The following is a 25,500-nucleotide window of genomic DNA, read 5'->3' on the forward strand; positions in this document are numbered from 1 at the left end:
AGGTCAATCGACCTTTGTCGAAATAACCCGCCGCACACGTTCATCCAAAGACCAATGTTCCTGGGACGATAAATACTTCTCCAAAGCCGAGAAAAAAGAAGCGGGCTGTTTGCCGCAAACGAAGGACTACGGCTATATCGCCTATGTCAAAGGCGACCCTGATGCCAAGGAAGACACGCCCAACCTGCTGCTCTACGTGATGCAAGACTCGCAGAACGCGCCTGACGGTAAGCCAACCATTGGCAAGGATGAACTTCGCAAGATGGCCGATACCATCGCTGCGTCGATCAAGCGCCGTTGAGTTCACTGGAGTGCAACAAACATGAATCTGCTGCGCATTGGCCAAGGGTTGAAGGTCATCTCGTTCAATGTGCAAACGGGAATGGCGGCAGTGACATCCACTTTTACCAAGCAGTTAAGCGGTCAACTCTACACATCGGGCGCGTATTGACGGTTTACGGCGATGGCAGCGTGGCTACGACACATCCTTTATAGGGGCGTAGGATGTGTCGCACGCGCCGGGTTTAGACCTTGGCCAGCAACACCCGTGTCACACGTCGGTCTTCCACCTCGACGACCTTCATGCTCCACCCTTCCCACTTGAGTGTGTCACCGATCACCGGCAGGCGATCCAACAAGCTCATGACCATGCCGGACAAGGTTTGATAGTCCTCGGTAGGCTTGGCCGGGAAACCCGTGTGCTGACGAATCTGGCTGAGGTTCAAGGCACCGCTGACCAGGTAGCCGTCACCTTGAGGGACAATGTTCGGGCCTTCGATTTCACTGGCGTCGGGCAATTCACCGGCAATGGATTCCAGAATGTCGGTCATGGTGAGCAGGCCGATAAAATCACCAAATTCGTTCACGACAAAGGCAATGTGGGTCGATTCTTTGCGCATCTGTTCCAGCGCATTGAGTATCGAAAAGCTGTCGAGCAGGTTGATCGCCTTGCGTGCCATCGCCTCCATATCCGGCTCATGCCCCGCCAACAGCTCTTTGAGCAACTCCTTTTTATGGATAAAACCCAACGGTTCATCGATGCGGCCTTCACGAATCAGCGGCAGGCGCGAGTACGGCGAGTGCATCAGCACCCTGCGTATGGTGTCGGGGGTGTCGGCCAAGTCGATATGGTCGATCTCGGCCCGTGGGGTCATCACGGTACGGATCGGTTTTTCGGCCAGTTGCAGTACCCCGCTGATCATCACGCGTTCGCGGCGGTGAAACACCTGGGCCTCATCGTCGCCATCCAGCATGTCGGCAATTTCTTCACCGACTTCGTCGGCGCTCAGTTTTCGACCGCCCAGCAGGCGCATCACGGCATGGGCGGTGCGGTCACGCATGGGGCGCACACCTTGCAGGCTGCGTTTGCGTCGCGAACGAGCAATCTGGTTGAACAGTTCCACCAGAATCGAGAAGCCAATCGCGGCGTACAGGTAGCCTTTGGGAATATGGAAGCCCAGGCCCTCCGCCGTGAGGTTGAAGCCGATCATCATCAAAAAGCCCAGGCACAGCATGATCACGGTCGGGTGGCTGTTGACGAACCGGGTCAGCGGTTTGCTGGCGATGATCATCAGGCCGATGGACACAATCACTGCAATCATCATCACCGCAAGGTGTTCGACCATGCCCACCGCGGTGATAACGGCGTCCAGTGAGAACACGGCGTCCAGCACCACGATTTGCGCGACGATGGGCCAGAACATGGCGTAGCTGGTGGACGAGGTGCGTTCGGCCACGTGCCCTTCCAGGCGTTCATGCAACTCCATCGTTGCCTTGAACAACAGAAACAGACCACCGAACAGCATGATCAGGTCTCGGCCTGAGAAGGTTTTACTGAAGACTTCGAACAACGGTTCGGTGAGCGTGACCATCCACGAGATACTGGCCAGCAGGCCCAGCCGCATCAACAGTGCCAGGGTCAGGCCGATGACGCGGGCGCGGTCGCGCTGCTCGGGTGGCAATTTATCGGCCAGGATGGCGATAAACACCAGGTTATCGATGCCCAGCACCAGTTCCAGCACAATCAGGGTCAACAGGCCAAGCCAGGCCGTAGGATCTGCAATCCATTCCATAAAGGTTATTCAAACTCTCGAAAGGTCAGGGGGAACGAATAGCGCGCACAGATACGCCGAGCAACGGGCAAAATGCCGGGCTCTGACTGAAATGAATGGGGCGACGCGGGTTCAGATAATGCGGCTGAGCGCAGGGTTAACGCAGGAAGCGAGAAGCGACTGGGAGGCTCCAGGAGGGTGTTCATATAAGCCTTTATAAAATACGGGAGGTAATCCTACAGTGATTTCGGCTACTTTCTATGAGGATAGTTATTACAAAGATTTACATCAATTCGCTAAGATCAGCGGAGCCATTTCCCAGGACACCCTTATGACCGTTCAGGTTCGAGCCGCACTCCCCGAGGATGCCGTCGCGATCAGCCAGGTGATTATCGCGGCTCTGCGCCAATCCAATGCGCAGGATTACCCGCCCGAAGTGATCGCTCAAGTGGCGCAGCATTTCGCACCCTCCCACGTGCTGAGCCTGATAAACGGACGCCGCGTGTATGTCGCCACCGTCAACGATCGCGTGATAGGCACCGCCAGTCTCGATCAGAGCGTGGTGCGCAGTGTGTTTGTTGACCCTGCGCTTCAAGGCATCGGTATTGGCAAGCAACTGATGGCCACACTCGAACGCGCGGCGGCGTGCGAGGGCGTCTGTTTGCTGCAGGTGCCCTCCTCGATCACGGCCGAGGGGTTTTATGAAGCTTTGGGGTTTCGCAAAGTGCGCGATGAATTCCACGGTGCCGAACGCACCATCATCATGGATAAACCGCTGGACCCTGCGAACTAGCGGCTTTTTAACGCGACTTTGCGAAATACGCCCTAAATAAGGGGGGGATTTTCAGCGCGCCGAGACGCGCTTGGGGCCGAACCCCAGCCAGGCCAGCATGCCGAACAGCGGCAGGAAAATCACAATGGCCAGCCACATACCCCGCGTGCTGGACGATGCGCCGCTGCGCAAAATGCCTCTTATAGCCCATAGCTCCAGCAGTACAAGAATGACGGCAAGCGCGATCCAGACATGTTCAATTTGCATACATCACCTCCAGGTAGTCAGTCTTTAGGCGAGTGTGAGGGCTGAGGGTTCAGTCTTTTTTCAAAAGGCTTGCCAGGCGGATACTTACAATTCGAACCGATCCGTCGCGTTGCGCCGTTCGTTGTCGTCGCGCATGTCGTAGCTGACAGTGGTGGCGATATTGGCGTGATGCGCGAGTTTTTGTGCAATCGAGACGTCGTATTCCTCAATGACGCGGGTGATAAACGAACGGCGGAAATCGTGGGGCATGATGTTTACGCCCACCTGCTGGCCGCGCTGTTTGGCGATGTAGTAGATGGCATGCTTGGTAATGCGCTCGCGGGTGATGTGATGGCCACGGCGGATACGGTTAAACAGGAACACGTCGTCGCTGCTCCCCTGCGGCAGGTTGGCCCGGCGAAAGTCCAGCCAGGCTTGCAGTTTTTCAAAGGCCCAGGCGGGAGCAAACTTGATCAGTTCCTTATTACCCTTGCCCATGACCCGCAAGCTGCGCTCGGCCACATTCACCTGGTTAAGGTCCATGTTCACCGACTCGGACTTGCGCATGCCCGAGCCATACAGAATCGCGATGATCGCCGCATCACGCAACCCTTGCGGGCGCGGGTCGGCGGCGCATACGTCCATCAACTCACGAATCAGGCTACGGCGCAGGTTGCGCCCCTTGGTCAGGCGCGAACCCCCGCCGGCATGCACCGCGCGGATTTTCAGCAGGTGATCCTGTGTGATCAGGCTTTGCTGCCAGGCCTGGTTCATCACACCACGAATGGCATTGACGTACAGCGATGAGGTGTTGGGCGCGTAGCCATCTGTGCGCAGGGCGGCCACCAGTGCGGTGATGTGGCCAGGTTGCAGATGGTGCCAGGGGAAATCTTCGATGGCGATGTCTTCTACCCCCAGCCGATCAGCTGCGTCCTGCAATACATAACGCATAGTCTGACGGCTCGACGGAGCCAGTCGCTCAAGGTAAAGCGCTACAGGCGTGTGAACCTGGGCGAGCTGAAGCGGTGAAATCTGCGTTGCTGCGGGGTCAATCGTTGACACAACCACTCTCGATACGGGCTGAAACAGCGCTTAATATAACCCAGTCCACTCAAATATCCGTGCAGTGATAACGGCCGATTACACATCACGTGGTTTTTCATGCCGCTGTTGCTGGACAGAACTCTTCGCGGGGAGGGTGATGTCTTATGATTGTCATTATTACGTCGGGCCCTATCGAAGTTGGAACAGTTCAACTTCCCTCTTCCTGAACCATGGCTGTATGAGGGGCACTTTAATGGCATTTAACGTTGACTTAAGTTGCTGTTTTAAGTAGATTGCGCAGGCCGAACACTTCGGCCTTTTTTAAACCTCACAAAAGAAGCCAATGGACACAGTATCTAGACGCTGTCCGGTCACCGTGTATACGGAGATCCGGGCGCTTAACCCTGACATTGACGGGACTCGCCTGCACGGCGAGGTCAATTGCGCTAGAGCTTGACGCTCCAACGTAACGGCCTCCCCGGCACCGGTCCGGTCGCGAGGTGTGTTATGACCTTTAAAGCATTTGTTCTACCCGGCGTTCGCGCTTTCAGCGCCCGCATGCGTGTGAAACTGGCCCGCGAGCCTGCATTCGCTGCCCGTACACCCTTCTCTACTCACGTTCTCGCCGCAAAACCTGCGCAGCGTCATGTGCATTGGCGCGTCAGCCCGGCCACCGGCCAGCTGGAGCAGCGCTGGAGCCTGAGCGATTCCCAGGACCCTCAGAGTTGTGGCTTTTCAAGCCTGCTTGCCCGCGCACGCCTGTTGTTGAGCCTCAACAACAACGCCCGCGCGGCCTGATAATCGGATAATTGAAGCCAGAGCTTTTGATGCTTGAAAGTTCCGACAACGGTTAAGGTTCGATTTAAACATTGTTTATAAAACTGGAGTTCTTTATGAACCATTCCAGCTGTTTCCCGCTGCCCGCCGAATAAATAGCGTTGTTGTAACGCAGTATCAACCCGGCCTTAACAACTTATAGAACCGATCGCCAAGTGTGCAACTGGGCCCGCTGAAACTCGCCTTTGCAAAAGCCAGTTTTCGGCGCGCCTTGTTCCGTTAAGCGACAGGAGCATCACCCCATGAGCGCACTAAAAAACAGCAATGCACGGAATAAAAACAGCGCCAGCGACAGTGCCACATTGTCCATGCGTGCCGCCAGGGAAGCACAAAACGGCTTGTCGGCAACCCTGGCCAATGTGCGGGCGACCACCGATGGCCTGACCGCCTCGGATGCCCAAGAACGCCTGCAGCGTGAAGGCTACAACGAAGTGGCCCACGACAAGCCGCCCCACGCCCTTGTGCAATTCATGCTGGCCCTGCATAACCCCTTTATCTACGTGTTGTTGACCCTGGGCATTATCAGTTTTGTGACGGATTACTGGCTGCCGGAGCGCGACGGTGAAGAAGGCGATTTGACCAAAGTCATCATCATTGGCCTGATGGTCAGCCTTAGCAGCTTGCTGCGGTTCTGGCAGGAACACCGCTCGGCGAAATCTGCTGAGGCCCTTAAAGCCATGGTACGCACCACGGCTACCGTGTTGCGTCGCGAGCGCGCCGGGGTCAAGGCTCAAGTGCTTGAGGTCCCGATGCGTGAGCTGGTAGCGGGAGATGTGGTGCAGCTATCGGCCGGTGACATGATTCCAGCCGATATTCGCCTGATTGAGTCCCGCGATTTGTTTATCAGCCAGGCTGTGCTGACAGGCGAAGCCTTGCCCGTGGAGAAGTACGACACTTTGGGGGATGTGACGCAAAAATCCGCCTCGGGCAAGGCGACCGATCAGAGCAACCTGCTGGACCTGCCCAATATCTGTTTTATGGGTACCAACGTGGTCAGTGGTACGGCCCGAGCCGTAGTGGTTGCCACCGGGCCGCGTACCTACTTTGGTTCGTTGGCCAAAGCCATTGTTGGCTCACGCACGCAAACCGCGTTCGATCGGGGGGTGAACAGCGTCAGTTGGTTACTGATCCGCTTCATGCTGGTGATGGTACCGATTGTGTTTTTCCTCAATGGGTTCTCCAAGGGCGATTGGGGCGATGCTTTTCTGTTTGCCCTCGCCGTAGCGGTCGGCTTGACCCCCGAAATGCTACCCATGATTGTCAGTGCCAACCTGGCCAAAGGGGCCACGGCCATGGCCAGGCGCAAAGTGGTGGTCAAGCGTCTGAATGCCATTCAGAACCTGGGCTCGATGGACGTGTTGTGCACCGACAAGACCGGCACCCTGACGCAGGACCACATCATCCTGGAGCACCACGTCAATGCGCACGGGCAGCGAGATGAATCAGTACTGGCCCTGGCCTGGCTCAACAGCCATCACCAAAGCGGTATCCGCAACCTGATGGATCAGGCCGTGGTGCGGTTCTCCGAGCTGGACCGCACCTTCAAGGTGCCCTTTGCCTACAGCAAGGTCGATGAATTGCCTTTTGACTTTGTGCGTCGTCGCCTGTCGATCGTGGTCAAAGACAGCCGCGGCGATCACCTGCTGGTGTGCAAGGGGGCCGTGGAAGAGATGCTCGACATCTCGACCCATGTAATGGAAGGCACCAGCGCAGTTGCTCTTGACCCGGTACGCCGCCAGCAATTACTGGCGATGGCCACTGAATACAACGAAGACGGATTTCGCGTGTTGGTGGTGGCCACACGGGATATCCCCCGGGCGCAATCGCAGCAGCAATACACCCCGAGCGATGAGCGAGATCTGGTCATCCGCGGGTTTCTGACGTTTCTGGACCCACCAAAGGAAACCGCAGGCCCGGCGATTGCTGCGCTGCAGGACATCGGAGTAGCGGTCAAAGTGTTGACCGGGGATAACGCTGTGGTCACAGCCAAAATCTGCCGCCAGGTAGGGTTGGCACCTGGCACACCGTTGCTGGGCCCGGACATTGAAGCGATGGACGACGCTACCCTGCAACGTGAAGTCGAGCAGCGCACGGTATTCGCCAAACTCACTCCGCTGCAAAAATCCCGTGTGCTCAAGGCGCTGCAAGCCAATGGCCACACCGTTGGCTTTCTCGGCGACGGCATTAACGACGCCCCGGCCCTGCGTGATGCTGACGTCGGTATCTCGGTGGACAGCGGTACGGACATTGCCAAGGAATCGGCCGACATCATCCTCCTGGAAAAAAGCCTGATGGTGCTGGAGGAAGGTGTGCTCAAAGGCCGCGAAACCTTCGGCAACATCATGAAGTACCTGAACATGACGGCCAGTTCAAACTTCGGCAACGTGTTCTCCGTACTGGTGGCCAGTGCTTTTATCCCGTTTTTGCCGATGCTGTCGATCCACCTGTTGCTGCAAAACCTGATGTATGACCTCTCTCAGTTGGCCTTGCCCTGGGACAAGATGGACAAGGAGTACCTGCAAAAACCGCGTAAGTGGGACGCCAAAAACATCGGGCGCTTCATGATCTGGATCGGGCCAACGTCGTCGATCTTCGATATCACCACATTTGCCCTGATGTGGTACGTGTTCTCGGCCAACAGCGTTGAAATGCAAACCCTGTTCCAGTCGGGTTGGTTTGTTGAGGGGCTGCTGTCGCAAACCCTGGTGGTGCACATGCTGCGGACCCGCAAGATCCCGTTCTTCCAAAGTACTGCGGCTTGGCCCGTAACCCTGATGACGTTGATGGTGATGGTGCTGGGGATCTACGTGCCCTTCTCCCCGCTCGGCACGATGGTGGGCCTGGAGCCGCTACCGCTGGCGTATTTCCCTTGGCTGGTCGCGACGCTGTTCAGCTACTGCTGCGTGGCACAACTGATGAAAACGCTGTACATCCGCCGCTTCAAGCAGTGGTTCTGATCTGATTCGGCTGTGCGGGTGCCTTGGGGTGCCTGCATGGCGCGTTCTACATAAATGTTTGTTCCGTGGAGATTCCTTATGTCGGGAACCACTCTCTTGCTCAACCTCGCGGGGGCCATCGCACTGTTGCTGTGGGGCACCCATATGATTTCGACCGCACTGCTGCGCGGGTTTGGCACCCAATTGCGTCACTGGATGGGCCGTCATTTAAGTAACCGTTGGATGGCATTGATGAGCGGCATCGGTATTACCGGCGTGCTGCAAAGCAGTACGGCAGTCAGCCTGATGGCCACCTCGTTTACCGCTGCGGGCACCCTGAGCCTGGCCCCAGCCCTGGCCGTGATGCTGGGGGCCAATATCGGCTCCACCCTGGTGGTGCAACTGCTGAGTTTCGACACGTCGCTGGCAATGCCAGTGATGCTGCTGGTGGGCGTGGTGGTATTTCGGCTGCGCGATGACGACCGCTTTGAAAGCGTGGGCTGTGCCCTGATCGGCCTGGGGCTGATGTTGCTCGCACTGGGCTTGCTCAGCGCCAGCCTGGCGCATATGGAAGCGACGCCGGTGTTTGCTGCCGTGATGCAAAGCCTTGAGGGCGACCTGATTATCGCGGTGCTCAGTGCCGTGCTGCTCACCTGGGTCTGCCATTCCAGCGTGGCCGTGGTGCTGTTGATCGCCTCGTTGGCCGGTGCCCACATGATGACGCCGGTCACCGCCATTGCCTTGATGCTCGGTGCCAATATCGGCGGTGCCTTGCCTTCGGTGCTCAGTGCGGGTTCAACAATGGCGCGACGCTTGCCCGTGGGTAACCTGCTGGTGCGGGTGTTTGGCGCGTTGCTCGTACTGCCGTTCGTGGGATTGATCGCGCAAAAAATGGCCTTGACCGGTATCGGCCCAGCGTATCAGGTGGTGTACCTGCATACCGCGTTTAACGTGGCGCTGGCTGTGCTGTTTATCGGCTTGACCGAACCGATGGCGCGCCTGTTGAGCCGTCTGTTTCCCCAGCAGGAACGTCCGGCAGATCCCGGCATGCCGCAGTACCTGGATGAAGCCGGGCTGGAGGTGGCCAATATCGGGCTGTCCAATGCGGTGCGCGAAAGCTTGCGCCTGGCCGACATGGCGCTGCTGATGCTTAATCAAGTGCTGCAGCTGTTTGAAAAAACCGAGCAAAGCAGCTTTGATAAAGTCCGCCAGCTGGATCACTCCGTAGACCTGTTGAGTGCGGCCATTCGCGCCTACCTCGCAGACATCGGCCAGGATGGCTTGAGCGATGCCGACGCTGATCGTGCTCAGGAAATTCTGATGTTCGTGATTAACCTGGAGCATGCCGGCGACATTCTTAACAACCTGGCACACCTGGCCATCCGCCGGGCCCGTCGCGGCGAACACTTCAGCGCGTTTGAATTACGGCATATCCAGGCGATGCACCTGGCGTTACTGGACAGCCTGAACCTGGCGATTACCGCGTTTCTGCGCGAGGACGCGCAAGCCGCCAGTGCATTGGTTGGCCATAAGGAAACGGTACGCAAACTGGAAGCCAGCGCCAGCCGCGAGCACTTCCGAGCCTTGCAGAGCGACAAGAGCGCATGGGCCGAGTCCGGTGACATCTTCCAGCGCGTACTGCGCGACTACCGGCGCGTGCATCACCACGTGGCGGCGCTGGGTTACCCGGTGCTGGAGCGCTGCGCCGAACACAATGGCTTTATCGCCCAAGGTGCACGGGATACGACCGAATGCGCCTCTTGATTTGTGCGGGGCGCTATTACGCTGACACGCGCAGGTGTCATCGCGTGCTGGATGCGTACTTGCGTATCCGCCCCGTGACCGTGCTGATTCACGGCGGCAGCCAGTTTTTGGGCAGTGCGCTGGAAGACTGGGCCCGGGACGCAGGGGTCGACGTGGTGCGCTACCCGCCAAACTGGAAGCTTCACGGCAAACAAGCCGAGCGCCAGCGCAATCACTTTATGCTCAAGGACAGTCGCCCCGAGGTGGTCATTGCCCTGCCCGGCGCAGAAGACACCCGCGAACTGGTCGCCCAGGCCCGGGCGGCCGGGGTGCATGTGTTGACCGTTGATACAGAGGCTTAGGTAATGTAAGAACTGTAGATTTACCCAGTGATACGGCGCTGAAAGCCTTTCATACAGCCCCTAAAACCCGCGAGCCAACAACACCGCCACGGCCAATAACATGATTGCAGTCGCCCGTTGCAACACACGCTGACGCGACGGGCTCTGCAGCAGCCGTCGAATCCGCTGACCGAAATAGCAATACAGGCAACCGCTGGCAAACTGTAGCAGCAAAAACGCCAGCCCCAGCGCGGCCAGGTCCAGCGCCCGGGCATCGCTGCCCTGCCCGGCGAACTGCGGAAACACGGCACTGAACATCACTATGGCTTTGGGGTTGGAAAAACCGGTGAGCAGCCCCTTGGAGAAACGGCCCCTGAAATCGTTGTCCAGAGGCGTAGTGGGGGCTTCCAGCACCAGCGTCTGACGCGTCCACTGCTTATAGGCCAAATACAGCAAGTACCCCACGCCGACCAACTGAATGGCGCGGCTGATCATTGGGTTGCCCTTGATCAGTTCGGCAAACCCCACCGCAAAAATCAGAATCGATAACAAATACGCCGTGCTGGCCCCCAGTTGCACCGGTAAGGAGCGCTTCAAGCCTTCCTGCATGCCAAAGCCCATCAGCAACAAGGTCATGGGGCCTGGGCTGAAGGTGATCGTGGCGCAGAAGAATAGAAAGTAGAGGAAGGAAGTGAGTGTCAGTTGTGTTGCCATTGCCTTGATTGCATCCCGTAGCCCGTGCTCGAACACTTGCGAGCGGTGCGCCAGTTTAGGCGGGCTGACACGAGAAAAGGCAGATGAACATCGGGCTAACTTGACCGTACTTTACTGGTAGCATGACCGGTAAAGTGCGAGGTCATTGATGCCCATTCCCCTTATCGAGTTTCAGACCGGCCTGCCTAAAGTCCAGCAAATCGTCAGCGCCCTGTGTGCCGCCATGGACCAGGGCCAACTGGCCCCGGGTAGCCAATTGCCGTCGGCCCGGGAAATGACCCAGGCTTGGGGGGTTAGCAAGTTCACCGTTGTCGAAGCCCTGGATCGCTTGCGTGGGCTGGGTCGCATCACTTCGAGCCAAGGGCTGGGCTACTTTATTGCCGCCCAGGCCCCTTCGGCCGCACGGGCCATTGCCCGGGACCTGCTGCCGCAAGATTTGACCAGTGTGTTGCGTCGTTCATTGACCGGCGCCAGCGGCGCGTTGCGGCCGGGCAGCGGCCACTTGCCCGAGCACTGGCTGGAGCCCAGCACCCTGCGTACTCACCTGCGCCAACTCAGCCGCTCACAAGCGCTGCGCCTCACCGCGTATGGCGACCCGGCAGGGTATTTGCCCCTGCGCCTGGCACTGCAACAAAAGCTGCTGGCCCAAGGCATGGATGTGGCCGTCGAGCAAATCATCACCACCGCCAACACCGTGCTGGCACTGGACATGCTGCTGCGCTTGCGCATTCGCTCCGGCGACACCGTACTGCTGGACATGCCCTGCTACTTTAACTTTCACAGCAATCTGGCGTTGCACGGCGCGCGGGTTGTGACCCTTGCCCGCGACCAGCAGGGTCTGGACCTGCAGGCGCTGGAAGCGCTGTTTCACACCCATCGCCCCACCCTCTATTTGACCACTGGCCTGCTGCAAAACCCCACCGGGCATTCTTTTACGCCGAGTCAGGCCTATGGGTTGCTGGAACTGGCCAAGCGATACGCTTGCCACATCATTGAAGATGACCTGTATGGCGATTTACACCCCAACCCGCCGCCCCGGCTGGCAGCACTGGCAGGGGTTGAGCACGTCACCTACCTCAGCGGCTTTTCCAAGACCCTGAGTGCCAACCTGCGGGTGAGCTATGTGGTGGCCCCGCCACAGACCGCCGCCAACCTCAGCCATATGAAGCTCATGTGTGGCGGCATGACGTCGCAAATGCTCGAACAACTGGTGTGCACGATGCTCACCGATGGCAGCTACCACAAGCATCGAAAACGCGTGGTGCAAGGCTTGCTGGCCAGCGGTGTGCGGGTCGCCCGCGAATTGCAGGCGCTGGGCTTTACCTTGAGCGCGCCCTACACCGGCGGCATGTTTATCTGGGCGACCCTGCCGCCAGGGCTGGACGCCGAAGCCCTGGCACAACGTGCGCTGGTTCAGGGCCTTGTGCTTGCACCGGGAATTTTGTTCGGGTTCGACCCCAGCTTGCATCGCCTCATGCGATTTAATGTGGCCCACACCGACACACCTGAAGTGTGGAGCGCGCTGCAAACACTGCTGGCCTGACGCCAACGGTGTTCCCGGCGCGTGTCGATATCAAGCACCAGCCCCTGCGCATCGCGGGTTAAAACACGCTGCCTATAGTGCTTAGGTATAACTTCCCCATTAATTGCCGGGTGGGCTATAACTCAGGCCGGACATCAAGCTGCCCCCCTTCGCCACCAGCAGAGCGGACAGTTACAGAGCTAACAATCAGCCACCGGAATGACCTCCATGTCTATTTTTGAACACGGCCTTGAGCCGGCTGCGGTTAACCACAGCGCCCTGACGCCCCTGAGCTTTATCGAGCGCACCGCCAGCGTCTACCCCGATTACCCCGCCGTTATCCATGGCTCTATTCGCCGTACATGGGCGCAGACATACAGCCGTTGCCGACGTCTGGCCAGCGCCCTGGCGGCGCGCGGTATCGGCAAAAATGACACCGTTGCGGTGATGCTGCCCAATATTCCAGCCATGTTGGAAGCGCATTTTGCAGTGCCCATGATCGGTGCCGTGCTCAATGCCCTTAACGTGCGTCTGGATGCCGAAGCCATCGCCTTTATGCTGGCTCACGGCGAAGCGAAGGTCCTGATTGCCGACCGCGAGTTCCATGATGTGATCCACGCCGCGCTGGCCATGCTCGACCATCCGCCGCTGGTGATTGACGTGGATGACCCGCAATACGCGCAAGGCCAGCCCGTCAGTGCGTTGGACTACGAAGCGCTACTGGCCGAAGGCGACCCCGAATTCGATTGGCAGTGGCCTACAGACGAATGGCAGGCCATTGCCCTCAACTACACCTCCGGCACCACGGGCAACCCCAAGGGCGTGGTGTACCACCATCGGGGTGCCTACCTCAGTTCGCTGGGTAACCAGATGGTCTGGGCCATCGGCAATCACCCGGTGTACCTCTGGACCCTGCCGATGTTTCACTGCAACGGCTGGTGCTACCCGTGGATCATCACTGCCTTGGCGGGCGTGCACGTGTTCTTGCGCCGGGTGGACCCGCACACAATCCTCACGCTGATAAACGAGCATCAGGTCACTCACCTGTGCGGTGCACCCATCGTGCTGAACGCGCTGGTCAACCTGCCCGCCTCGGCCAAAGCCACTATCGACCACCCGGTGCATGCAATGGTCGCGGGCGCGGCACCTCCGGCCAAGGTGATTGGTGCGGTGGAAGAAATGGGCATCAAGGTGACGCATGTGTATGGCCTGACCGAAGTGTATGGCCCGGTGACCATCTGTGCCTGGCATGACACCTGGGACGCCCACGACCTCGACCAGCGCGCCCGCATCAAATCCCGCCAAGGTGTGCGTTACCCGACACTGGAAGGTGTGATGGTGGCCGACCCGAAAACGTTGCAGCCCACGCCGCGTGATGGCGAGACCATGGGTGAGATTTTTATGCGCGGTAATACAGTGATGAAGGGTTACCTGAAGAACCCCAGCGCCACCGCTGAAGCGTTCTCGGGGGGTTGGTTCCACACGGGCGATCTGGCGGTGTGCCACCCGGATGGCTACATCGAAATACGCGACCGCTTGAAAGACATCATCATTTCCGGAGGCGAGAACATATCGACCATTGAAGTGGAAGGCGTGTTGTATCGCCACCCTGCGGTGCTGGAGGCGGCGGTAGTGGCGCGGCCGGATGAGAAATGGGGAGAAACCCCGTGTGCCTTTGTCACGCTCAAGGCCGATCACCCGACCGTGCACGAAACTGACATCATCGCGTTTTGCCGTGACCATCTGGCAGGGTTCAAGGTGCCACGCACTGTGGTTTTCACCGCGTTGCCCAAGACATCGACGGGTAAAGTGCAAAAGTTTGTGCTGCGAGACAGGGCCAAAGCGCTGTAAACCCTGAATAAAAAACGGCGGCCGTGGCAGGCCGCCGTACAGTTACACTTCGTTCAGCACCAGCACTTCGCGGTGGTCCAGCAGCTCACCCACCGCGGTGACCATGGCCTGGTAATGCGCAGTGGTCTTGTGAAACTCGATGGCCGCGAGGTCCTTCCAGCCTTCAATAAAGACAAACCGCAGCGGCTCGCTGGGGTCAACGTGCAAGTCGTAAAACACGCAGCCTTCTTCTTTGCGCGAGTTTTCTACGCAAGCCAGCAGCGCTTGTTTGACCACTTCCCCTTGGCCGGGCTTGGCCCGCAGGATGGCGACAATTTTGATAACGTTGGACATTTAGACTTCCTGGTAAAGGTACGACACGTACTACAACGATCTTTTTACACGCTCAGCGATTTCGTCTTTGACGGTCAATCGAGTTTCTTTGAGTTTATTCAGCGTTTCGTCTGATACGCCAATAGCATTGTTGGCTTCAGCCTTTAGAACTTCTTGATCGGCCAGTGTGTACTTGGCAATCAGTGCGGCCAAGTGCGGATCTTTGTTTTTAAGTGCTTCGACTTCGTCTTTGGCGACGCCCAGGTCCTGAAACAGATCGTGTTTAACTGGCATATCTGCACCTCATTAAAATGGCGGTGTCGGCTTTAGACTCTCAGGATGAGTCCGCTGTAGGAAATCGCCTTGCGATAACCTCCCCTTAGCAATAGCACGCAACCGCTCATGCATCAACGCGGCCTGGTGGATAGGCCGCGTTGAAGACCGATGCAGGCCTAGCGTTTGGCCGGGGTACGCATCGTAACGAACTCTTCAGCGGCCGTTGGGTGCACCCCAATGGTCTCGTCAAAATGCTGCTTGGTTGCCCCGGCTTTCAACGCAATGGCCAGGCCCTGCACGATCTCGCCTGCTTCTGGCCCCACCATATGGCAGCCCAGCACCTTGTCGGTGTCAGCATCGACCACCAGTTTCATCAGGGTGCGCTCCTGGCAGCCGGTCAGGGTGAGTTTCATGGGGCGAAAGCGGCTTTCGAATATCTGCACGCGGTGCCCGTCTTCGATGGCCTGCTCCTCGCTCAAGCCCACGGTGCCGATGTTGGGCAGGCTGAACACGGCGGTCGGGATCATGCGGTAATCCACCGGGCGGTACTGCTCAGGCTTGAACAAACGCCGGGCAACCGCCATGCCTTCAGCCAACGCCACCGGAGTGAGTTGCACGCGGCCAATCACGTCACCAATGGCCAGAATCGACGGTTCGGCACTTTGGTACAGGTCATCGACTTCGACAAACCCGCGCTTGTCCAGTTTTACGCCGGTATTTTCCAGGCCCAGGTTATCCAGCATCGGGCGCCGACCGGTGGCATAGAACACACAATCAGCAATCAGCTCACGGCCATCCTTAAGCGTGGCTTTGAGGCTGCCGTCGGCCTGCTGGTCGATACGGGCGATGTCGGCATTGAATTGCACGTCCAGGCCGCGCTGGGTCAGTTCCTGATGCAAGTGCTTGCGCACCGCCCCGTCGAAGCCGCGCAGGAACATATCGCCGCGGTACAGCAGCGATGTTTGCGCGCCCAGGCCGTGGAAAATGCCGGCGAACTCAACGGCAATATAGCCGCCGCCCACCACCAGTACGCGCTTGGGCAGTTCCTTGAGGAAGAACGCCTCGTTGGAACTGATGGCGTGTTCATGGCCAGGGATGTCCGGGATTTGTGGCCAGCCGCCTGTGGCGATCAGAATGTGTTTAGCCGTGTGGCGCTGGCCGTTGACGTCCACTTCATTGGGCCCGGTCAGACGGGCATGGCCTTCGATCAGGGTCACACCGCTGTTGACCAGCAAGTTGCGATAAATCCCGTTGAGGCGGTTGATCTCGCGGTCCTTGTTGGCAATCAGGGTGGCCCAGTCAAACTCAGCTTCGCCCAGGCTCCAACCAAACCCTGAGGCCTGTTCGAAGTCTTCAGCGAAGTGCGCGCCGTACACCAGCAGCTTTTTAGGGACACACCCGACGTTGACGCAGGTGCCACCCAGGTAGCGGCTTTCAGCAACGGCCACCTTGGCACCAAACCCGGCAGCAAACCGTGCCGCACGCACACCGCCAGAGCCTGCACCTATTACAAACAAATCAAAATCGTAGGCCATTTCTTTCTCCTAAGCAGGACGTCAGCATAATCGTTCCCGCGTGATTGGCCAGCGCGAGCGTGAACCAAAGTAAAAAAACAAAAAAGCCACCCTGGGGTGGCTTTCTGTTGAAGCGGGCTACAACGCGGCAGAATTAATACGCTTTGCCGGTTTTGTAGAAGTTCTCGAAGCAGAAGTTGGTCGCTTCGATGTAACCTTCAGCGCCGCCGCAGTCAAAGCGCTTGCCTTTGAATTTGTAGGCAATTACACAACCGTCCTGGGCTTGCTTGAGCAGAGCGTCGGTGATCTGAATTTCGCCGCCCTTGCCTGGCGCGGTTTCTTCGATCAGCTTGAAGATGTCCGGCGTCAGGATGTAACGGCCGATGATCGCCAGGTTCGACGGGGCATCTTCCGGCGCCGGCTTTTCAACCATGTCACGTACACGGATCAGGCCATCGCCGATCTCGTCACCGGCAATCACGCCGTACTTGTTGGTTTCAGCCGGGTCTACTTCCTGGACCGCGATGATGGTGCAACGGTACTTTTTGTACAGGTTGACCATCTGGGTCAGCACGCCGTCGCCTTCGAGGTTGACGCACAGGTCATCCGCCAGCACCACAGCAAAAGGTTCGTCACCGATCAGCGGGCGGCCGGTCAGAATGGCGTGCCCCAGGCCTTTCATTTCGGTCTGACGGGTGTAAGAGAACGAGCAGTTATCCAGCAACTTGCGGATGCCTACCAGGTATTTCTCTTTATCAGTGCCCTTGATCTGGTTTTCCAGTTCATAGCTGATGTCAAAATGGTCTTCCAGTGCGCGCTTGCCACGTCCAGTCACGATGGAAATTTCGCTTAAGCCAGCATCCAGTGCTTCTTCAACGCCGTACTGGATCAGTGGCTTGTTCACCACCGGCAGCATTTCCTTGGGCATGGCTTTAGTCGCTGGCAAAAAGCGAGTGCCGTAACCGGCTGCAGGGAACAAGCATTTCTTGATCATATGAGTCCTTAACAGGGCTGTACGTTCGAATTTGGCGCAGTCTAATGAGGCGGCATCAACGTTACAATGCCCCCAATAGCAAACTGATGCCAACGTAGATAAAATTTGTGCCAGTTAGTTCATTTCTAACATTTTTTTCACATTTATCACGGTTTTTTCAAGGTTGTGATTAACTCATCCGCCCTTTCTACAAGGTCCTAACTCGATGTTGGCCACACAGAACACTCACGGTTTTTTGATAAAAAAGGTCAGCCCGGATGAATGGTGGATTATCGATGCCACTGACACCCGTCTAGCGGGGCCCTTTCCTACTGAACTTATGGCCACCGAAGTCGCCTCAGTATTGGTGGATCAACCGGCTCCCCCTGCGCGCCGGCGTAACAGCAAACCCTGACCTTTCCTTTACAGAAGACGCCTTCGATGAATAAGTCAGTGCTCTTGATAACCGTTTTGGGCCTTGGCGGTTGCGCCTCGACATCCCCCACTTATCTGGCTGATGGCCAACAGGGGCTGAGCATAGACTGTTCCGGTGAAGCCATGTCGTGGGCCAAGTGCTACGAGCAAGCGGATGAATCCTGTGCGGCCAAGGGATATACGCTTGTAGGCACCGATGGAACCCCTGCCCCCCGCGAGGCTGACAAGACCTTGAACATGGACATTGGCAATTTCAATAGCCGGTCGATAGTGGTGAAGTGCAAGTAACTTTCAATATTCAGGAGATCAGCCATGGACACGCTTGCTCACACGCTACAACAGACGATCGCTGCGGCTGACCGAGCCATTACCGCGCAAGACTACGACGCCCTCATGGCGTTTTATACCGACGATGCGACCCTGGTGGTCAAGCCGGGCTTGAATGCCAGCGGCAAGGAAAGCATTCGTCGTGCGTTCGTCGCGATTGCGGAGTACTTCAACCACAGCATCGTTGTTACGCAGGGCAAGATGCAGGTTATCCCGGGCGGTGATACGGCCCTGGTCATCATGGAAACCTTATTGGAAGTCACCGGCAAAGACGGTACAAAAACACAGATAGCGCGCCGTGCCACCTACGTGTTCCGGCAGATATCAGGGCAATGGTTGTGCGCAGTCGACAACTCCTATGGCACAACGCTGCTTGACGACCCTGTCGAATAAAGATGTAACCGCTGAAGTAATGCTCCAGCGGCTACAGGTGCACTTATTGGGTACCCACCCCGATCATCACCCCATTAACCTTCTGACCGTACACGTTAACGCCATCATTGGCGTGAAACTTAACGCGTGTTTTCTCAACAGAGCCGTCGATCAGGCGTGGATCCTGCGGCCGCTCATGGGTGTTGATATACGCTGCCACATCCCAGGCCTGTTCATCGGTCAAAGTGTTGGCCTTACCCAGCGGCATGTTGTGTTTGATGAAAGAGGCGGCCGTGTTGATACGGTGCATACCCGCCCCCCAGTTGTAGGAGTCTTTGCCCCACAGCGGTGGCATCACGTAATCCTCGCCGGCCTTTTGCCCTTGGCCGCTGTCACCATGGCAGATGGCACATTGGTTTTTGTACACGTCCGCCCCGCGCACCAGATTGTAGCCGCCCTTGGGCTCTGGTACATCGGGATAGCCGCGCCCGGGTAACTCGACCCCCACCGGTGCCTGAGTAGACAGCCAGTAGGCATACACCGACAGCGCTGTAATCTCGCGACTGTCCGCAGCCGGTGGCGTGCCGCCGTTCATACTGAACTGAAAGCAGCCCTGCAGACGTTCAGCAAAGGTGTTGACCTTGTCGTTTTTCTTGCGGTACGCCGGGTACATCGGATAGGCCCCCCACAGCGGGGCCGAGTTGGCCATGCGCCCCTGATCCAGGTGGCAGTTGGTGCAGTTCAACCCGTTGCCCACGAACTGGGGTGCCTGGCGTTTGGTGTCCACAAACAGGGCGTAACCGTCCATGACCATTTTGCCGTAAGCGTTGTCAGGCAAGTCACTTTGTAACGGGGGCTGAAAGTAGGTCGTGCCGTGAGTATCCGCGGCGGGGGTTTTGATTTGGCTCTGGTCTTCCATCGCGATTTTGGTCGCGTAGGCCATGGGGCTCAACAATAAGGAAACGGCCAGGGTCGGCAGCAGAATTTTCATGGGGTGACCTCCTTATGGCCGACCGTAGAGAAGTAATCGGCCACCGCCTTGATTTCGTCCTCGGTCATGGACTTGGCGATATGGCCCATCAAATCGTTGGGGTCGTTTTGACGCGAGCCGTCACGCCAGGCGTTGAGTTGTGCCACCAGGTACATCGAAGGCTGGTTGGCCAGTGGCGGAAATGCACTGCCTACGCCCACGCCACCCGGGCCGTGGCAACTGACGCACTCGGGGATATCGCGTTCCCAGGCTCCACGCAGGGCCAGCTTTTCGCCGAGCCCTTCAGGCATGCGACTGCGGTTGATCGCGGGTACCGCAGGCACAGGCATAGCGGCAATCGCCGCTGTGACCGAAGCGATCTCTTCGTGGGTCAATGACTTGGCCAAAGGCTGCATCACGGGGCTCGCCCGCTTGCCGCTTTGAAAGTCGTGCAGTTGTTTACTCAAGTAATCGGCAGAAATACCGGCTAATCGCGGAAAACCGGCCGGTGCCAGGCCCATTCCGTCCATACCGTGACACGCCACGCAAGCGGTCGCACCCGGTTGGGCGCCGCCTTGCAGGTAAATGTTAGGGGCAGGTTGGGCGTTTACGCTGGTTAGCGTAAACAGCATCAGGCCGCTCAAAAGCGTTCGGTTAAGTGGAATCATGACCAACTCCATTATTGTTATATGCTTAGGCCTATAAAATATAAGCACACAAATCGTAGGCTAAGCGGTGGATCGTCACAACAAAGGATTGCGCAGGTCGGCACGGCGGGCACAAAAAAACCTGATGCTTCAGGGGTAAGCATCAGGTTTCGGTGGGTGCCACGGCGGAGTGAAGCGGTAAAAAAAATCAGCCTGAAATACAATGCACGGCAGCTTTACGAATGTCGGTGGGGCGAATCGGGACGTTGGACATACTTTCGTAAACCTTGATGCTGCTGCCACCGGATCGCTCTTCAATATCGATCACCGCCGTTGGCCCTGACGTGACTTTCTGCAGAACAATAATGCGTAAACCGTCTTTGTGCGGTTCGATCTGCGGCGCTTTTCGAGTGAGGGACAATTGCTGCACCAAGCATTGTGCATAAGCCTCAGGTTTCTTTCCTGAAATCACACTCAAGGTGGGCAGTGTTTGTTGAATATCCGTGACCGATGCGCAGCCACCCAGTGCCAGCATCGCGACCAAAACGCCCCACTTCATACACAATCTCCGTTAAAGAACCCTACGACAGCAAATATGCAGGTTATCTCCCCAGCCAGTAGGAAAAAACTGTCAGGCAATTTGTCCGGCTTTTGCGCCAGACAGGCCTGTACCACGGCATAATAGACACCTTTAGCCTCAGCCTGGATTTTAAGTGCATGCTATCGTGCTGATTTTCAAGCAAAAGCCACCTTCGGAGCAGCCATGAAGTTTATTCACCAGCGTGAGCACCTGAACGAAGATGACATCGTCGTCATCGAGTGCTCCCAGCCTTGTAACATCCGCCTGATGAGCGATGCGCACTTTCGCAGCTTCAAGAACGGCGGGCGTCACTCCTACCACGGCGGTGCGTTCAAGGACTTCCCGGCCCGTATCACTGCACCGAGCACCGGGTTCTGGAACATTACCATCGATACGGTGACCAGCCGGGCAATTAGCGTCACTCGCAAGCCCAGCTTCACGCCGACCATCAAAATCGTGCGTCGCTCCAGCTCCAAACTTCGTTAACACAGGCTGCGCAGCCTCAGACCCAGGAATTATTGTGGACACTACCCTCACCAAGTACGTCATCAAGTACACCCTCAACGGCGAGCGCCGTTTCGAGTTCGCGTACCTGGCGAATGACACGACCGAAGCTGCCCGGGAGGCACTGGAAAAAATTCACGGCCCCGGCGATGACGTGATTGCGGATATCAAAGTCAGCAAGGCGCTCTAAGGCGTCATGCCATGACCCTCGACCTGTTTGCCGACGAGCAGTTGCAGCAGCCCGCCCGGGCCGACAGCCTGGGTGCTCAGGCCTGGGTGCTGCGCGGTTTTGCCTTGCCCGAGGTGGATGCGCTACTCAGCGCCCTCAAGGCCCTGCTGCGGCAGTCGCCCCTGCGACAATTGCAAACGCCCGGCGGTTTCACGATGTCTGCCCTGACCAGCAGTTGCGGCGACCTGGGCTGGATCAGCGACCGCTACGGCTACCGCTACAGCCCGGTCGATCCGTTGAGTGCTGCGCCTTGGCCGGCCATGCCCGATGTCTTTAGCCGCCTCGCGGCGGCGGCAGCGAGTGCAGCAGGCTTCGAGGGCTTTGTTCCGGACGCCGGTCTGATCAATACCTATACGCCCGGCGCAAAAATGTCATTGCATCAAGACAAGGATGAGCGCTCTAACGCGCCCATTGTCTCAGTCTCGCTGGGCCTGCCCGCGATATTTCAATTTGGCGGGTTCCAGCGCAGCGACCCGACACAGCGGGTATCCCTGTTCCACGGGGACGTGGTGGTGTGGGGTGGCGTCGATCGCTTGCGCTTTCACGGGGTGCTGCCCATCAAGCCGGGGCATCACCCGCAGTTGGGTGAGAAACGGGTGAATATCACCCTGCGAAAAGCAGGCTAGAGCCTTCAGGCATCCCATGGTAGCAAATGGCTGTATCTTTTTTTACAGACCGTCTATCTTCCCTGTGCCCAACAATCACTCAATAACGATGGGCGTCCTTGCCTTTTTGGAGCTTCGCCATGCACGTTCGCGTTCGAACTTTTGCCCCCGCCACCCTTGCCGTCCTGATCGGCAGTTTTGTCTTTAGCGCTGCCCAGGCCGATGAGGTCCAGGTCGCAGTGGCTGCCAACTTCACCGCACCTATCCAAGCCATTGCCGCCGATTTTGAAAAAGACACGGGGCATAAATTGATCGCCGCGTATGGCGCCACGGGGCAGTTCTATACGCAAATCAAAAACGGTGCGCCGTTCGAAGTGTTCCTGGCAGCGGATGACAGCACGCCGCAAAAGCTTGAAAAAGAAGGCGATATAGTTCCTGGGTCGCGCTTCACCTACGCCATTGGCACACTGGCGCTGTGGTCCGCCAAAGAAGGCTATGTCGACGACAAGGGCGAAGTGCTCAAGAAAAATGACTACAAGCATTTGTCGATTGCTAACCCCAAAACAGCCCCTTACGGCCTGGCAGCCACGCAAGTGCTGGCCAAGGAAGGTTTGACCGAGAAGGTCAAGGCCAAGCTGGTTGAAGGCCAGAACATTACTCAGGCCTACCAGTTTATTTCCACGGGCAACGCTGAACTGGGCTTTGTGGCGCTGTCGCAAATCTACAAGGATGGCAAGGTTACTGAAGGCTCGGCGTGGATCATTCCTGAAAGCCTGCATGACCCGATCAAGCAAGATGCCGTGATCCTCAAAAAAGGTGAAAACAACCCCGCTGCCAAGGCTTTGGCGGACTACCTTAAAGGCCCGAAAGCCACCGAAATCATCAAATCTTACGGTTATCACCTGTAAATGCCGCTCTCGAGTGCTGATTTTGCCGCCATCTGGCTGACGTTCAAGCTGGCCTCGCTGACCACGGTCATTTTGCTGTTGATCGGCACTCCCATCGCGCTGTGGCTGGCTCATACCCGGTCACGGCTACGGGGGCCGATAGGTGCCATCGTGGCCTTGCCGCTGGTGTTGCCGCCAACAGTGATCGGCTTCTATCTGCTGCTGGCCATGGGTCCGCACGGGTATGTCGGGCAACTCACACAAGCGATGGGCTTGGGTACCTTGACCTTCAGCTTTGCCGGGCTGGTCATTGGCTCGGTGATTTATTCCCTGCCCTTCGTGGTACAACCCCTGCAGAACGCATTTACCGCCATTGGCACCCGTCCGCTTGAAGTCGCTGCCACCTTGCGGGCCAACCCGTGGGACTGTTTTTTCAGTGTGGTATTGCCGTTGGCCAGGCCGGGGTTTATCACCGCTGCCATTTTGGGCTTTGCCCACACGGTCGGTGAGTTTGGGGTGGTGCTGATGATCGGCGGTAATATTCCTGAAAAAACCCGTGTGGTGTCGGTGCAAATCTACGATCACGTCGAAGCGCTGGAATATGCGCAGGCGCATTGGCTGGCCGGTGCGATGCTGGTGTTCTCATTCCTGGTACTGCTGGCGTTGTATTCCAGCCGTAAAGCCCAAAACAGTTGGAGCTGAGCATGACCGCGCAGATCAACGTTCAGTTGCAACTCGCCTACCCCGGCTTTTCCCTCGACGTCGACGTGGCATTGCCCGGCAAAGGCGTGACCGCACTCTTTGGTCATTCCGGCTCGGGCAAAACCACCTGTTTGCGCTGCATTGCCGGGTTGGAACGGGCCGACCAGGCCTTTGTAAAAATCAACGACGACGTCTGGCAAGACAGCCAGCGCAGCGTGTTTGTGCCCGTGCACAAGCGCGCGTTGGGTTATATCTTTCAGGAAGCCAGCCTGTTCCCTCACCTCACGGTCCAGGCCAACCTTGAGTTCGGCCTGCGGCGCATTGCTCGCACTGAGCGCCGAGTCGATTTGGCTCAGGCGGCTCAATTGCTGGGCATTACCCACCTGCTGGAACGCTCCCCACCGCACCTTTCCGGGGGGGAACGCCAGCGCGTGGGCATCGCCCGTGCACTGCTGACCAGCCCCCGCTTATTGCTGATGGATGAGCCGCTGGCCGCACTGGACAGCCAGCGCAAGAAAGAAATTCTGCCGTACCTGGAGCGCCTGCACGCCGAGCTGGACATTCCAGTGCTGTATGTCAGCCACTCTCAGGACGAAGTCGCCCGCCTGGCCGACCATATTGTGCTGTTGAGCGAAGGCAAAGTACTGGCCAGCGGGGCCATAGGCGAAACCCTGGCCAGGCTGGACTTGCCGCTGGCCCAGGGTGATGAGGCCGGCGTGGTCATCGAGGGCGAAGTGGCGGCTTACGATGCGCCCTACCACTTGCTCAGCCTGCAACTGCCGCGCAGCGCTCAACATCTGCGGGTCGCACACGCGCCGTTGGCCGTAGGCAAGCGATTGCGGGTCAAGGTGCAAGCCCGCGATGTCAGCCTCAACCTGGACCCTGGTAGGCACAGCAGCATCCTCAACAGCTTGCAAGCCACGGTCATCAGCGAAGCACCCGCCGATAATCAGGCCCATGTGCTGGTGCATCTGGAGGTGGCGGGCACCCCGTTGCTAGCCCGCATTACCCGCTACTCACGCGACCAGTTAAACCTGCACCCGGGGCAAACCCTTTGGGCACAGATCAAGGCCGTGGCGGTGTTGGCCTGAAAGCGCCATAGTGGTTTTTTTACAACCTGTGTAATTATTCCCTCCACCAACAGGCACGATTACGCGTGAGGTAATAATCGACATGGATATTTTTCAGGCAATGCGCGTGTTTGTGCGTGTTGTCGACACCGGCAGCTTTACCGCAGCGGCGCAGGCGTTGGGGTATTCAACCGCGCAAACCTCGCGGTTGCTGTCTGAACTGGAATCTTCATTGCAAGCCCGCTTACTGCAACGCAGCACACGACGCTTGGCGCTGACCGAAGTGGGCGCGCGCTACCTGGAGCGCTGCCGGTTAATCCTTGGCGAAATTGAAGAGGCCAATGCTGAAGCTGGCGGCGCGCACCTCACGCCCCGCGGGCATTTGCGGGTGCAGTCCACCACAGGGCTGGGCATACAATTATTGGCCCCCTTGATTGCCCGTTATGCCGAGCGGTACCCGCAGGTCAATGTCGATTTAACGCTGTCGCAACGCCCGCCCGACCTGCTCGAAGAGGGCCATGACGTGGTCATTACCCTGTCGGCCAATTTGCCCGACTCAGAAATGATTGGTCAGCGCCTGGGCGGTATCTCCAGTGTGATCAGCGCAGCCCCCGCCTACCTTGAACGACACGGCACCCCGCAAACCCCTGGCGATCTCGCTCAGCACCGCTGCCTGCACTTGGTCGACCCGTTGTTCACCGACAGCTGGGCATTTCTCGATGAGCACGGCGAACAATTTGTACGCCCTGGCGAAGTGTTCAAAGTGAATGTGGCGGAAGCGATGGCGCAGGCAGCCGAAGCGGGGTTGGGCGTGTGTCTGCTACCGGATTACGTCGCGGTAGGCTCTTATGAGCGCGGGGCCTTGGTGCGGTTGCTGCCGCACTATCGGCTGCATGAAAAAAGCATTTATGCGCTCTACCCTTCGCGCCGATTTCTGGACGCCAAGGTCAAAACCTGGGTGGAATTTTTGAAGCAGGAAATACCCCTCGTGCTCGAAAAGCACCAGGCCATCGTCGATGACCCGGCGCACTGGGCCTGAG

General features: G+C 57.8%; 30 protein-coding genes. 19 read left to right on the plus strand and 11 right to left on the minus strand.

What is annotated here, in order from left to right; genetic code table 11:
• Positions 1-301 (plus strand): hypothetical protein (locus Q1W15_RS02560; protein WP_300720017.1); only part of this gene is annotated, 301 nt, incomplete at its 5' end.
• Between the two features lie 21 nt (positions 302-322).
• Positions 323-451, plus strand: a complete 129-nt coding sequence (locus Q1W15_RS02565; RefSeq protein WP_300720018.1) for a hypothetical protein — start codon at positions 323-325, stop codon at positions 449-451.
• Between the two features lie 73 nt (positions 452-524).
• Here Q1W15_RS02565 and Q1W15_RS02570 read toward each other — a convergent pair whose 3' ends face one another.
• On the minus strand, positions 525-2,072 hold the full coding sequence (locus tag Q1W15_RS02570) for a TerC family protein (RefSeq protein ID WP_300720019.1): 1,548 nt from the start codon (positions 2,070-2,072) through the stop codon (positions 525-527).
• Positions 2,073-2,382: 310 nt separating this feature from the next.
• On the opposite strand from Q1W15_RS02570, the gene Q1W15_RS02575 reads away from it, so the two are divergent.
• Positions 2,383-2,844 (plus strand): GNAT family N-acetyltransferase, encoded by a 462-nt coding sequence (locus Q1W15_RS02575; protein WP_300720020.1) that lies wholly within the window; start codon positions 2,383-2,385, stop codon positions 2,842-2,844.
• A gap of 51 nt (positions 2,845-2,895) precedes the next feature.
• On the opposite strand, the gene Q1W15_RS02580 is transcribed toward Q1W15_RS02575, so the two are convergent.
• Together Q1W15_RS02580 and xerC are read right to left on the minus strand one after the other, a co-directional pair.
• The gene (locus tag Q1W15_RS02580) at positions 2,896-3,090 is read right to left on the minus strand and encodes a PLDc N-terminal domain-containing protein (protein ID WP_300720021.1); all 195 of its coding nucleotides are present in this window, start codon (positions 3,088-3,090) and stop codon (positions 2,896-2,898) included.
• Between the two features lie 84 nt (positions 3,091-3,174).
• The gene (gene xerC, locus Q1W15_RS02585; RefSeq protein ID WP_300720233.1) at positions 3,175-4,020 is read right to left on the minus strand and encodes a tyrosine-type recombinase/integrase; all 846 of its coding nucleotides are present in this window, start codon (positions 4,018-4,020) and stop codon (positions 3,175-3,177) included.
• Between the two features lie 600 nt (positions 4,021-4,620).
• Between xerC and Q1W15_RS02590 the strand changes: the two genes are divergently transcribed.
• The 4 genes from Q1W15_RS02590 (at position 4,621) to Q1W15_RS02605 (ending at position 9,991) form a co-directional block, all read left to right on the plus strand.
• A complete protein-coding gene (locus Q1W15_RS02590; protein WP_300720022.1) occupies positions 4,621-4,911 on the plus strand; it encodes a hypothetical protein in 291 nt (96 codons plus the stop codon).
• A gap of 281 nt (positions 4,912-5,192) precedes the next feature.
• Entirely contained in the window at positions 5,193-7,907 is a 2,715-nt protein-coding gene (mgtA, locus tag Q1W15_RS02595) for a magnesium-translocating P-type ATPase (RefSeq protein WP_300720023.1), read from the plus strand.
• Between the two features lie 78 nt (positions 7,908-7,985).
• The gene (locus Q1W15_RS02600; protein ID WP_300720024.1) at positions 7,986-9,650 is read left to right on the plus strand and encodes a Na/Pi cotransporter family protein; all 1,665 of its coding nucleotides are present in this window, start codon (positions 7,986-7,988) and stop codon (positions 9,648-9,650) included.
• Positions 9,638-9,991, plus strand: a complete 354-nt coding sequence (locus Q1W15_RS02605; protein WP_300720025.1) for a DUF2493 domain-containing protein — start codon at positions 9,638-9,640, stop codon at positions 9,989-9,991. The genes Q1W15_RS02600 and Q1W15_RS02605 overlap by 13 nt, the downstream gene beginning before the upstream one ends.
• A gap of 60 nt (positions 9,992-10,051) precedes the next feature.
• Here Q1W15_RS02605 and Q1W15_RS02610 read toward each other — a convergent pair whose 3' ends face one another.
• On the minus strand, positions 10,052-10,684 hold the full coding sequence (locus Q1W15_RS02610) for a LysE family translocator (RefSeq protein ID WP_300720026.1): 633 nt from the start codon (positions 10,682-10,684) through the stop codon (positions 10,052-10,054).
• A gap of 148 nt (positions 10,685-10,832) precedes the next feature.
• Between Q1W15_RS02610 and Q1W15_RS02615 the strand changes: the two genes are divergently transcribed.
• Both Q1W15_RS02615 and Q1W15_RS02620 read left to right on the plus strand, forming a co-directional pair.
• Positions 10,833-12,227, plus strand: coding sequence for a PLP-dependent aminotransferase family protein (locus Q1W15_RS02615; protein ID WP_300720027.1), 1,395 nt, complete (start codon positions 10,833-10,835; stop codon positions 12,225-12,227).
• 207 nt (positions 12,228-12,434) lie between these two features.
• Complete coding sequence (locus Q1W15_RS02620) at positions 12,435-14,057, plus strand: acyl-CoA synthetase (RefSeq protein ID WP_300720028.1); 1,623 nt, start codon at positions 12,435-12,437, stop codon at positions 14,055-14,057.
• A 42-nt stretch (positions 14,058-14,099) separates the two neighbouring features.
• Here Q1W15_RS02620 and Q1W15_RS02625 read toward each other — a convergent pair whose 3' ends face one another.
• The 4 genes from Q1W15_RS02625 to galU form a co-directional block, all read right to left on the minus strand.
• Positions 14,100-14,390: a putative quinol monooxygenase gene (locus Q1W15_RS02625; RefSeq protein ID WP_300720029.1), complete on the minus strand. Its 291-nt coding sequence runs from the start codon at positions 14,388-14,390 to the stop codon at positions 14,100-14,102.
• Between the two features lie 30 nt (positions 14,391-14,420).
• Positions 14,421-14,663 (minus strand): DUF465 domain-containing protein, encoded by a 243-nt coding sequence (locus tag Q1W15_RS02630; protein ID WP_300720030.1) that lies wholly within the window; start codon positions 14,661-14,663, stop codon positions 14,421-14,423.
• A 158-nt stretch (positions 14,664-14,821) separates the two neighbouring features.
• Positions 14,822-16,180: a glutathione-disulfide reductase gene (gene gorA / locus Q1W15_RS02635; RefSeq protein WP_300720031.1), complete on the minus strand. Its 1,359-nt coding sequence runs from the start codon at positions 16,178-16,180 to the stop codon at positions 14,822-14,824.
• A gap of 133 nt (positions 16,181-16,313) precedes the next feature.
• Positions 16,314-17,153 (minus strand): UTP--glucose-1-phosphate uridylyltransferase GalU, encoded by an 840-nt coding sequence (gene galU, locus Q1W15_RS02640; RefSeq protein WP_300720032.1) that lies wholly within the window; start codon positions 17,151-17,153, stop codon positions 16,314-16,316.
• A 205-nt stretch (positions 17,154-17,358) separates the two neighbouring features.
• On the opposite strand from galU, the gene Q1W15_RS02645 reads away from it, so the two are divergent.
• From Q1W15_RS02645 to Q1W15_RS02655, 3 genes are read left to right on the plus strand one after another with little or no spacing between them, the layout of a single operon-like run.
• Entirely contained in the window at positions 17,359-17,547 is a 189-nt protein-coding gene (locus Q1W15_RS02645; protein WP_300720033.1) for a hypothetical protein, read from the plus strand.
• A 26-nt stretch (positions 17,548-17,573) separates the two neighbouring features.
• The gene (locus tag Q1W15_RS02650; RefSeq protein WP_300720034.1) at positions 17,574-17,855 is read left to right on the plus strand and encodes a hypothetical protein; all 282 of its coding nucleotides are present in this window, start codon (positions 17,574-17,576) and stop codon (positions 17,853-17,855) included.
• Positions 17,856-17,879: 24 nt separating this feature from the next.
• A complete protein-coding gene (locus tag Q1W15_RS02655; protein WP_300720035.1) occupies positions 17,880-18,287 on the plus strand; it encodes an SgcJ/EcaC family oxidoreductase in 408 nt (135 codons plus the stop codon).
• 43 nt (positions 18,288-18,330) lie between these two features.
• On the opposite strand, the gene Q1W15_RS02660 is transcribed toward Q1W15_RS02655, so the two are convergent.
• The 3 genes from Q1W15_RS02660 to Q1W15_RS02670 all read right to left on the minus strand — a co-directional run bounded on the left by Q1W15_RS02660 (position 18,331) and on the right by Q1W15_RS02670 (position 20,442).
• Complete coding sequence (locus Q1W15_RS02660) at positions 18,331-19,257, minus strand: c-type cytochrome (RefSeq protein ID WP_300720036.1); 927 nt, start codon at positions 19,255-19,257, stop codon at positions 18,331-18,333.
• The gene (locus Q1W15_RS02665; protein WP_300720037.1) at positions 19,254-19,904 is read right to left on the minus strand and encodes a c-type cytochrome; all 651 of its coding nucleotides are present in this window, start codon (positions 19,902-19,904) and stop codon (positions 19,254-19,256) included. The genes Q1W15_RS02660 and Q1W15_RS02665 overlap by 4 nt, the downstream gene beginning before the upstream one ends.
• A gap of 187 nt (positions 19,905-20,091) precedes the next feature.
• Positions 20,092-20,442, minus strand: coding sequence for a hypothetical protein (locus Q1W15_RS02670; protein ID WP_300720038.1), 351 nt, complete (start codon positions 20,440-20,442; stop codon positions 20,092-20,094).
• Positions 20,443-20,646: 204 nt separating this feature from the next.
• On the opposite strand from Q1W15_RS02670, the gene Q1W15_RS02675 reads away from it, so the two are divergent.
• From Q1W15_RS02675 to Q1W15_RS02705, 7 genes are all read left to right on the plus strand, one after another.
• Positions 20,647-20,949, plus strand: coding sequence for a DUF1883 domain-containing protein (locus tag Q1W15_RS02675; protein ID WP_300720039.1), 303 nt, complete (start codon positions 20,647-20,649; stop codon positions 20,947-20,949).
• A 34-nt stretch (positions 20,950-20,983) separates the two neighbouring features.
• The gene (locus tag Q1W15_RS02680) at positions 20,984-21,157 is read left to right on the plus strand and encodes a hypothetical protein (RefSeq protein WP_300720040.1); all 174 of its coding nucleotides are present in this window, start codon (positions 20,984-20,986) and stop codon (positions 21,155-21,157) included.
• Between the two features lie 11 nt (positions 21,158-21,168).
• On the plus strand, positions 21,169-21,822 hold the full coding sequence (alkB, locus tag Q1W15_RS02685) for a DNA oxidative demethylase AlkB (protein WP_300720041.1): 654 nt from the start codon (positions 21,169-21,171) through the stop codon (positions 21,820-21,822).
• A gap of 119 nt (positions 21,823-21,941) precedes the next feature.
• On the plus strand, positions 21,942-22,709 hold the full coding sequence (gene modA / locus Q1W15_RS02690; protein ID WP_300720042.1) for a molybdate ABC transporter substrate-binding protein: 768 nt from the start codon (positions 21,942-21,944) through the stop codon (positions 22,707-22,709).
• Positions 22,710-23,390: a molybdate ABC transporter permease subunit gene (modB, locus tag Q1W15_RS02695; protein WP_300720043.1), complete on the plus strand. Its 681-nt coding sequence runs from the start codon at positions 22,710-22,712 to the stop codon at positions 23,388-23,390. It begins immediately after the preceding gene.
• A 2-nt stretch (positions 23,391-23,392) separates the two neighbouring features.
• Positions 23,393-24,481 (plus strand): molybdenum ABC transporter ATP-binding protein, encoded by a 1,089-nt coding sequence (gene modC / locus Q1W15_RS02700; protein ID WP_300720044.1) that lies wholly within the window; start codon positions 23,393-23,395, stop codon positions 24,479-24,481.
• A gap of 82 nt (positions 24,482-24,563) precedes the next feature.
• Positions 24,564-25,499: a LysR family transcriptional regulator gene (locus Q1W15_RS02705; RefSeq protein WP_300720045.1), complete on the plus strand. Its 936-nt coding sequence runs from the start codon at positions 24,564-24,566 to the stop codon at positions 25,497-25,499.
• Position 25,500 lies beyond the last annotated feature (1 nt).

It is taken from the genome of Pseudomonas sp. (assembly GCF_030150285.1).
Lineage (GTDB): Bacteria > Pseudomonadota > Gammaproteobacteria > Pseudomonadales > Pseudomonadaceae > Aquipseudomonas.

What these genes read in the sequence shown, in the direction of transcription:
- Q1W15_RS02675 (WP_300720039.1), top strand. Translation starts at nt 20,647, where the DNA reads ATGAAGTTTATTCACCAGCGTGAGCACCTGAACGAAGATGACATCGTC.
- Q1W15_RS02665 (WP_300720037.1), bottom strand. Translation starts at nt 19,904, where the DNA reads ATGATTCCACTTAACCGAACGCTTTTGAGCGGCCTGATGCTGTTTACG.
- Q1W15_RS02630 (WP_300720030.1), bottom strand. Translation starts at nt 14,663, where the DNA reads ATGCCAGTTAAACACGATCTGTTTCAGGACCTGGGCGTCGCCAAAGAC.
- Q1W15_RS02655 (WP_300720035.1), top strand. Translation starts at nt 17,880, where the DNA reads ATGGACACGCTTGCTCACACGCTACAACAGACGATCGCTGCGGCTGAC.
- galU (WP_300720032.1), bottom strand. Translation starts at nt 17,153, where the DNA reads ATGATCAAGAAATGCTTGTTCCCTGCAGCCGGTTACGGCACTCGCTTT.
- Q1W15_RS02645 (WP_300720033.1), top strand. Translation starts at nt 17,359, where the DNA reads ATGTTGGCCACACAGAACACTCACGGTTTTTTGATAAAAAAGGTCAGC.
- Q1W15_RS02600 (WP_300720024.1), top strand. Translation starts at nt 7,986, where the DNA reads ATGTCGGGAACCACTCTCTTGCTCAACCTCGCGGGGGCCATCGCACTG.
- Q1W15_RS02670 (WP_300720038.1), bottom strand. Translation starts at nt 20,442, where the DNA reads ATGAAGTGGGGCGTTTTGGTCGCGATGCTGGCACTGGGTGGCTGCGCA.
- Q1W15_RS02605 (WP_300720025.1), top strand. Translation starts at nt 9,638, where the DNA reads ATGCGCCTCTTGATTTGTGCGGGGCGCTATTACGCTGACACGCGCAGG.
- modC (WP_300720044.1), top strand. Translation starts at nt 23,393, where the DNA reads ATGACCGCGCAGATCAACGTTCAGTTGCAACTCGCCTACCCCGGCTTT.
- modB (WP_300720043.1), top strand. Translation starts at nt 22,710, where the DNA reads ATGCCGCTCTCGAGTGCTGATTTTGCCGCCATCTGGCTGACGTTCAAG.
- Q1W15_RS02610 (WP_300720026.1), bottom strand. Translation starts at nt 10,684, where the DNA reads ATGGCAACACAACTGACACTCACTTCCTTCCTCTACTTTCTATTCTTC.
- Q1W15_RS02620 (WP_300720028.1), top strand. Translation starts at nt 12,435, where the DNA reads ATGTCTATTTTTGAACACGGCCTTGAGCCGGCTGCGGTTAACCACAGC.
- Q1W15_RS02570 (WP_300720019.1), bottom strand. Translation starts at nt 2,072, where the DNA reads ATGGAATGGATTGCAGATCCTACGGCCTGGCTTGGCCTGTTGACCCTG.
- modA (WP_300720042.1), top strand. Translation starts at nt 21,942, where the DNA reads ATGCACGTTCGCGTTCGAACTTTTGCCCCCGCCACCCTTGCCGTCCTG.
- Q1W15_RS02590 (WP_300720022.1), top strand. Translation starts at nt 4,621, where the DNA reads ATGACCTTTAAAGCATTTGTTCTACCCGGCGTTCGCGCTTTCAGCGCC.
- Q1W15_RS02580 (WP_300720021.1), bottom strand. Translation starts at nt 3,090, where the DNA reads ATGCAAATTGAACATGTCTGGATCGCGCTTGCCGTCATTCTTGTACTG.
- Q1W15_RS02565 (WP_300720018.1), top strand. Translation starts at nt 323, where the DNA reads ATGAATCTGCTGCGCATTGGCCAAGGGTTGAAGGTCATCTCGTTCAAT.
- Q1W15_RS02705 (WP_300720045.1), top strand. Translation starts at nt 24,564, where the DNA reads ATGGATATTTTTCAGGCAATGCGCGTGTTTGTGCGTGTTGTCGACACC.
- Q1W15_RS02660 (WP_300720036.1), bottom strand. Translation starts at nt 19,257, where the DNA reads ATGAAAATTCTGCTGCCGACCCTGGCCGTTTCCTTATTGTTGAGCCCC.
- Q1W15_RS02575 (WP_300720020.1), top strand. Translation starts at nt 2,383, where the DNA reads ATGACCGTTCAGGTTCGAGCCGCACTCCCCGAGGATGCCGTCGCGATC.
- xerC (WP_300720233.1), bottom strand. Translation starts at nt 4,020, where the DNA reads ATGCGTTATGTATTGCAGGACGCAGCTGATCGGCTGGGGGTAGAAGAC.
- mgtA (WP_300720023.1), top strand. Translation starts at nt 5,193, where the DNA reads ATGAGCGCACTAAAAAACAGCAATGCACGGAATAAAAACAGCGCCAGC.
- gorA (WP_300720031.1), bottom strand. Translation starts at nt 16,180, where the DNA reads ATGGCCTACGATTTTGATTTGTTTGTAATAGGTGCAGGCTCTGGCGGT.
- Q1W15_RS02625 (WP_300720029.1), bottom strand. Translation starts at nt 14,390, where the DNA reads ATGTCCAACGTTATCAAAATTGTCGCCATCCTGCGGGCCAAGCCCGGC.
- Q1W15_RS02650 (WP_300720034.1), top strand. Translation starts at nt 17,574, where the DNA reads ATGAATAAGTCAGTGCTCTTGATAACCGTTTTGGGCCTTGGCGGTTGC.
- alkB (WP_300720041.1), top strand. Translation starts at nt 21,169, where the DNA reads ATGACCCTCGACCTGTTTGCCGACGAGCAGTTGCAGCAGCCCGCCCGG.
- Q1W15_RS02615 (WP_300720027.1), top strand. Translation starts at nt 10,833, where the DNA reads ATGCCCATTCCCCTTATCGAGTTTCAGACCGGCCTGCCTAAAGTCCAG.